Origin of the sequence: Streptomyces sp. NPDC021224 (assembly GCF_044332905.1) — a bacterium.
GTDB lineage: Bacteria > Actinomycetota > Actinomycetes > Streptomycetales > Streptomycetaceae > Actinacidiphila.
Genome location: NZ_JBIRPW010000018.1, coordinates 158,532 through 166,240, shown reverse-complemented (window position 1 = coordinate 166,240; position 7,709 = coordinate 158,532). Strand labels below are relative to the sequence as shown.

1 protein-coding gene and 1 pseudogene are annotated in these 7,709 nt (G+C 75.7%); both read left to right on the top strand.

The genetic code is table 11. The annotated features are described in order from the left end of the window. A partial coding sequence (locus ACH4PY_RS31800; RefSeq protein ID WP_398190914.1) for a type I polyketide synthase occupies positions 1-3,023 on the top strand: 3,023 nt, incomplete at its 5' end. Between the two features lie 76 nt (positions 3,024-3,099). After that, positions 3,100-7,680: pseudogene (locus ACH4PY_RS31795) on the top strand (type I polyketide synthase); the annotation flags it as partial. Between the last annotated feature and the right edge of the window lie 29 nt (positions 7,681-7,709).

Sequence of the window (7,709 nt, the reverse complement as noted above, 5' to 3'; positions counted from 1 at the left end):
CGCTGCGGCGCAACGACGGTGGCTGGGACCGGTTGTGTGATTCTCTGGCGCGTGCCTGGGTCGCGGGTGCTCCTGTCGACTGGGCCGGTGTCCCGTCACTCGCTCACGGCCGGACTGTTGATCTGCCGACGTATGCGTTCCAGCGGCAGCGGTACTGGCTCGAAGCCCCCGCGACCACCGGCGATGCCACCGGTCTCGGCCTGGCCGACGCCGGACACGGACTCCTGGGCGCGGCCGTGGACCTGGCCGACGAGGGCGGTGCGGTCCTCACGGGCAGGCTGTCTCTTGCGGCGCAGCCGTGGCTGGCGGATCACATGGTGCTGGGCAGTGTGCTGCTGCCGGGCACCGCGTTCGTGGACCTGGCCGTCGCCGCGGGTGACCGCCTGGGCGCCGGACACCTCGAAGACCTCACCCTCCACGCACCGCTGGTGATCGCGGACGGCGAGGGCGTGCAGCTCCAGGCCACCCTCACTCCGGACGACGGCGGCTACGCGCTGGCCGTGCACTCCCGGCCCGACGACGGGAACGGCCCCTGGTCCCGGCACGCCACCGGCCGCCTCACCGTCCAGACTGCGGAAGTGGCCGATGACGCGTCGGTATGGCCTCCGAGCGACGCCCGGCCTGTTGATGTGGACGGTCTCTACGAGCGTCTCGCCGCCCGGGGCTACGAGTACGGGCCGCTGTTCCAGGGCCTGCGTGCTGCGTGGCGCCACCACAACGGGGACGTCTCCGCCGAGATCACCCTGCCTGTCGAGGGTGTGGACACCGCCGGGTTCGGTATCCACCCGGCTCTCCTGGACGCCGCCCTGCACGCCCTCCTGCTCACCGAGGAGGAGAACGCCGCCGCGCAGGGTGGGGCCAGGCCGTCCGTACTGCTGCCGTTCGCGTGGAGCGGGGTCACCCTCCACGCCACCGGCGCGACCACCCTGCACGTCCACTGGACGACCACGGGGGAGAACACCCACGCCCTCACCGCCACCGACCCCACCGGCACCCCCGTCGTCACCGCCGACGCCCTCACCGTCCGCGAGACCACCACCGCCCAGCTCGCCGCGCTCAGCCCGGCCGCCCACCCGCTGTACGCGGTGGACTGGGTGCCCGCGCGGGCCGACGGGGGTGCCGGGGCGGGCTTGTCGGCCGTCCTCGGGGAGGACCCGCTCGGCCTGGCTGCCGGGCTCGGCGCGGCGCCGGCCTTCGCGGGCCTCGCCGAACTGCGTGCGGCCATGGCGGCGGGTGCGCCCGCACCGGACACCGTGTTCGTCACCCGAGTCCCGCGCGGGCAGGGGCCGGAAGGCTTCGAGGGCGCCCGCACGGCCGCGTACGACATGCTGGCCCTGGTCCAGGAGTGGCTGGGCGAACCGGCGTTGACCGCCGCGCGGCTGGTCGTGGTGACCCGGCGGGCGATCGGCGTCGGTGCGGCGGAGGATGTGCCGGACCTCGCTCACGCGCCGCTGTGGGGCATGCTGCGGTCGGTGCAGTCCGAGCACCCCGACCGCGTCGTGCTGCTGGACGTGGACGGCGGCGCTGCGAGCCTGGAGGCCGTTCCGGCGGCCCTGGCGGTGGGGGAGTCGCAACTCGCGCTGCGCGAGGGGCTCGCGTACGTGCCGAGGCTGGCGGCCGTGGTGCCGGAGCAGGGCGCGGCGACGGCGCCGGCCGGCGCCGGACTCGATCCGGAGGGCACCGTGCTGGTGACCGGGGCGACCGGTGCGCTGGGCGCCCTGGTCGCCCGGCATCTGGCGGCCGAGCACGGCGTTCGCCGGCTGCTGCTGATCAGCCGCAGCGGGCCGAACGCCGCGGGCGCCGGACAGCTGCTGGAGGATCTGAGCGCGCTCGGCGCCTCGGCTGAACTCGTCGCGGGGGACGTGGCCGACCGCGACGTACTGGCGGGGATCGTCGCGTCCGTGCCGGCCGCGCACCCGCTGACCGCGGTGGTGCATGCGGCGGGTGTGCTGGACGACGGGGTGTTCGAGTCACTCACCCCGGACCGTTTCGAGACCGTGTGGCGCCCGAAGGCCGACGCGGCCCAGCACCTGCACGAGTTGACGGAGGGGCTGGACCTCGCCGCCTTCGTGCTGTTCTCCTCCTTCGCCGCGGTGAGCGGCAGCGCGGGCCAGGCGAACTACGCCGCGGCGAACGCCTTCCTGGAAGCGCTGGCCCGGCACCGGCGGGCCGGCGGGCTGGCCGGGACCGCGGTGGCCTGGGGACTGTGGGAGCAGGAGAGCGGGATGACGGGTCACCTGGACGCCGCGGACCTGGCCCGGGTGGAGCGCAGCGGTCTGCTGCCGCTGTCGGCGGAGGCGGGCCTGGAGCTGTTCGACCGCTCGCTGGACCGTACGGCGGTCGGGAACCGTGCGGCGCTGGTGGCGGTGGAGCTGAGCCGTCCGGCGCTGCACGCCCGGGGCGTCGAAGGAACGCTCCCGGCGCTGTTGAGCGGGCTGGTGCAGGCGCGCCGCAGGGGGGCCGCGGAGTCCTCGGCCCTGACGCCGGCGAGGCTGGCCGGGCTGGACGCGGCCGGTCAGACGGCGCTGGTGCTGGACCTGGTGCGGGGCCTGGTGGCCGCGGTGCTGGGACACGCGGAGTCCGACGGCGTCGACGCGGACCGGGCGTTCAAGGAACTCGGCTTCGACTCGCTCACGGCGGTCGAGCTGCGCAACCGGCTGAACGCGGCGACCGGGCTGAAGCTGCCCGCGACACTGGTCTTCGACTACCCGACGCCGGCCGCGCTCGCCGCGTTCGTCCGGGACTCGGTCGCCCCGGAGCCGGTCGACCCGGCAGAGGCCGCGGTCGCGGCGGCGATGGCGGAGCTGGAGCGGCTGGAGGCGAGCCTGGCCGTGGTGGCGCCGTCGGAGCCGGACACCCGGCGGGCGATCACAGCGCGGCTTCAGAACGTCCTGCTGAAATGGAACGAGGCGCAGGGCCCGGCCGCGCCCGAGGAGGAGGACGCCGAGGCCCGCCTCCGGGACGCCTCGGCCGCCGAGATCTTCGACTTCATCGACATCCAGCTCGGCCGGGCCGGCAGCTGACCGGACCGCACGCAGACCGAACAGCAGGCAGACCCGTCGAACGTCGCCCGGAGGGCTGTGCAGCATGGCAGAGAGCAACGAGGACAAGCTGGTCGAGTACCTCAAGTGGGTGACGGCCGATCTGCAGAAGACCCGTCAGCGGCTGGTCGAGCTGGAGGCCGGACGGCAGGAGCCGATCGCGGTCATCGGCATGGCCTGCCGCTTCCCGGGCGGGGTCGGCAGCCCGGAGGAGCTGTGGCGCCTGGTCGACGGCGGGGTCGACGCGGTCGGGGGCTTCCCGGCGGACCGCGGCTGGGACCTGGAGGCGCTGTACGACGCGGATCCGGATCGCGCCGGTACGTCGTACACCCGCCAGGGCGGGTTCCTGCACGACGCGGGCGATTTCGACCCGGCGTTCTTCGGGATCAGCCCGCGCGAGGCGATGGCGACCGACCCGCAGCAGCGGCTGCTGCTGGAGACGGCCTGGGAGGCGTTCGAGCGGGCCGGGGTCGATCCGGCGTCCCTGCGCGGCAGCCGGACGGGCGTCTTCGCGGGCGTGATGTACGACGACTACGCGGGCCGCTTCGGGCAGGCCCCGGAGGAGTACGAGGCGTTCCTCGGCAACGGCAGCGCCGGCAGTGTCGCGTCCGGCCGGGTGTCGTACACCTTCGGGCTGGAGGGGCCCGCGGTGACGCTGGACACCGCGTGCTCGTCCTCGCTGGTGGCGATGCACCTGGCGAGCCGGTCACTGCGGCAGGGTGAGACGGACCTGGCACTGGCGGGCGGGGTGGCGGTGATGTCCACCCCGGGGCTGTTCGTGGAGTTCAGCCGGCAGCGCGGCCTCTCCCCGGACGGCCGCTGCCGGTCCTTCGCGGACTCCGCGGACGGCACCGGCTTCTCGGAGGGGGCCGGGCTGCTCCTGCTGGAGCGGCTGTCGGACGCGCAGCGCAACGGCCACCCGGTGCTCGCGGTGATCCGCGGGACGGCGGTGAACCAGGACGGCGCCTCCAACGGGCTGACCGCGCCCAACGGGCCGTCCCAGGTACGGGTGATCCGGCAGGCGCTGGCCGACGCGGGGCTGGAACCGGCCGACGTGGACGCCGTGGAGGCGCACGGCACCGGCACGACGCTCGGCGACCCGATCGAGGCGCAGGCTCTGCTGGCCACCTACGGGCAGGGCCGGCCGCAGGACAGGCCGCTGCGGCTGGGGTCGATCAAGTCGAACATCGGCCACACCCAGGCCGCGGCCGGTGTCGCGGGAGTCATCAAGATGGTGATGGCGATGCGCCACCGGACGCTGCCGAGGACCCTGCACGTCGACGCGCCCTCCGCGCAGGTCGACTGGACGGCAGGGGCGGTCGAGCTGCTCACCGAGCCGGCGCCGTGGGAGGACGCGGGGCGTCCGCGCCGGGCGGGGGTGTCCTCGTTCGGGATCAGCGGCACCAACGCCCATGTGATCGTCGAGGAGGCGCCGGCGGTCACCGACGACGGCGAGCAGGAAGGGACCGGCGCGGCTCCCGCCTGGCCGCTGTCGGCGCGTTCCGCGGCGGCCCTGCGCGAGCAGGCCGAGCGGCTGGCGGAGTACGTCGCAGGGCGGGAGGACGTCACCGAGGCCGAGGTGGCCCGAGTGCTCGCGGGCCGGGCGGAACTCGACCACCGCGCGGTCGTCGTGGCGGCCGACCGCGACCGGCGGCTGAGCGCGCTGCGGGCGCTGGCCCGGGACGGCGCCGGCCCCGGCGTCGTCGAAGGGCACGGCCACGGCCGCCCGGACGGCGCGACCGCCTTCCTGTTCACCGGGCAGGGCAGCCAGCGGCTCGGCATGGGGCGTCAACTGGCCGCGGAGGAGCCGGTCTTCGCCCGCGCGCTTGAGGCAGTGGCGGAGCGGCTGGACCGACACCTGGAACACCCGCTGTTCGACGTGCTGTTCGCAGCGCCGCGTTCGCCCGAGGCGGCACTGCTCGACCGGACCGACTACGCGCAGGCCGCGCTGTTCGCGGTCGAGACGGCGCTGTACCGGATGCTGGAGCACCGCGGCGTCACCGCGGACTATCTGCTCGGGCACTCGGTGGGCGAGGTGGCGGCGGCCCATGCCGCCGGGGTGCTTTCCCTCGACGACGCGGCCGAACTCGTCGCGGTGCGCGGCCGGTTGATGCAGTCCGCACGGGCCGACGGGGCGATGGTGGCGCTCCAGGCCACCGAGGAGGAGACGCTGGCGCTGCTGGCCGGCTCCGAGGGCGTGCTCGCGATCGCCGCGGTCAACGGCCCCCAGGCGACGGTGGTGTCCGGTGACGCCGTGGCGGTGGCCGAGGTGGCCGCCCGGTGGCGGTCGTCGGGGCGGCGCACCAAGCGGCTGAAGGTCAGCCACGCTTTCCACTCGGCGCACATGGACGGCGTGCTGGAGGAGTTCCGGCAGACCGTCGCGCGGCTGGACTTCCGCGAGCCGTCGATCCCGGTGGTCTCCAACGTCACGGGTGTGGCGACGACCGTGGAGCAACTGCGCTCGCCGGATTACTGGGCGCAGCAGATCCGTGGCACGGTGCGGTTCCTGGACGGCGTGCGCTTCCTGGCGGACCGCGGCGTGAACGCTTTCCTGGAGCTGGGGCCCGACGCGGTGCTCACCGCGATCGTCCGGGACGCCCTGGCAGCCGATCCGGCGCTGCTCGCACCGCTGCTGCGCGGCGACCGCCCCGAGCCGGTGTCGGTGCAGAACGCGCTCGCCCAGGTGTGGGTGCGCGGCGGAGCCGTGGACTGGAGGGCCGGCTTGCCGGGGCCCGCGCGGGACCTGCGCGCGGAACTGCCGACGTACGCGTTCCAGCGGCGGCGCTACTGGCTGGACGCGCCGCGCCGGCAGGCGGAGGCGGCGGAGTCGCAGGACGACGGCTTCTGGGGCCTGGTGGACGGCGGGGACACCGCGGGCCTCGCGGCGACCCTCGGGCTGGACGCGGCGGGCCGGGAGGCGCTGGAGCGGCTGCTCCCCGCCCTGTCCGGCCGGCGGCGCAGCGCCGGATGGCGCTACCGGCTCGGGTGGCAGCCGACGGTGGACAGCGGTACGGCAGGTCCCTCGGGCGACTGGCTGCTGGTCGTCCCGGAGGCGGCGGCCGGCCACCCGTGGGCGGCCGCCGCGGAGCGGGTGCTGGCCGCCGGCGGCGGCAAGGTGGTGCGGGTGGAGCTGGGGCGCGCCCACGACCAGCCCGCGGTGATGCTGGAACGGCTGGTGACCGCCGTCGAGGCGGAGCGGGCGCAGATCACCGGCGTGCTCTCGCTGCTGGCACTGGACACCGCTGCCCACCCGTGGGAGCCGTCCCTGCCGGGCGGCCTGGTGACCTCCCTGATGCTGGAGCACCAGATGGGCGAGATGTCCCTCGACGTGCCCCTGTGGTGCGTCACCTCGGGTGCGGTGTCGGTGGCCGGCGAGACCCCGGACGTGGAGCAGTCCCTGGCACGGGGAGTGATGACGGCGGCCTTCACCGAGCCGCGGCTGCACGCGGGCGGCCAGGTCGACGTGGCGGGTGCGCCGGACGAGGCGGCCGAGCGCCGGCTGGCCCGGGTGCTGGCCGGGGAGGCGCCGGGCATCGACCAGCTGGCGGTCCGCCCGGACGGCGTCTTCGCCCGGCGGCTGGTCCGGGCGCCCGGGACGGAGGGATCCGCGGCGGCGGCGTGGCGGCCGGGCGGAACCGTGCTGGTGGCGGGCGAGGGGCCGGACCCGGTGGTGCGCTGGCTGGTGGGCCTCGGCGCCCGCAGGCTGTTGCTGACGTCCGCCCCCGGCGAGGCGCTGGCGGCGGAACTGGCCTCGGCGGGTGTGGCGGTGGCGACCGGATCGGGGGACCCGGCGGAGCCGGGTGTGCTGGCCGCGCTGCTGGCCGTCGCTCCGCCGCAGGAGCCGGTGACCGCGGTGATCCACACCGGTGGCGGGCCGCGCGAAGCGGACCCGGGCAACCGCCAGGGCAGGCTGGTGCGTCTGAGCCGGCCCGTCGCCGGGCTGCGCGCACTGGAGGAGGCGACGGCCGGGCTGGACCTGGACGTCTTCCTGCTGTTCGCGCGTACCGTCGGCGTGCTGGGCGAGCCGGGCACCGCAGGTGAGGCGGCCGGAGCCGCGTACGCGGAGGCAGCGGTGGCGCGCCGCCGGGCCGCCGGGCTCCCCGGGACGGTGGTGGTCCGCGGCCCGTGGACGGGCGAGGAGGACTGGGTGCGTCCGGGGCTTCGGCAGACAGAAGCCGAACCGCTGCTGGGCCGGGTCGACCTGTCGGGCGTCGCCGTCCCGCAGGCGCTGCTGGACCTCGACTGGGCCGCGCTCGCCGAGGACGGGCCGGTCCCGCTCCTGTCGGCGCTGGCGGAGGCCGGGCCGGCGCCGGCGGCCGCGCCGGGGGAGCCCTCGGCCGGGGGAGCCGCGGCCCGGCTGCGGGAGCGGCTGGGCGCTCTGGACGAGGACGGCCGGCGGGAGGTGCTGGAGGATCTGGTGCGCGGCCTGGCCGCCGAGGTGCTGGGTCACGGCGACCCGGACGGTCTGGACTTCGGGCTGTCCTTCGTCGACAGCGGGTTCTCGTCGTTCACGGCCCTCGAACTGCGCAACCGGCTGTGCGAGGCAACCGCGCTGGACCTGCCCCCGGTGGTGGTGCTGGAACACCCGACGCCTGCCGGGCTGGTCGCCCATCTGGGCAAGGAACTCGCCGCCGGCTGACCACCGGGGCGCAGCGAAGGTTACTCAGA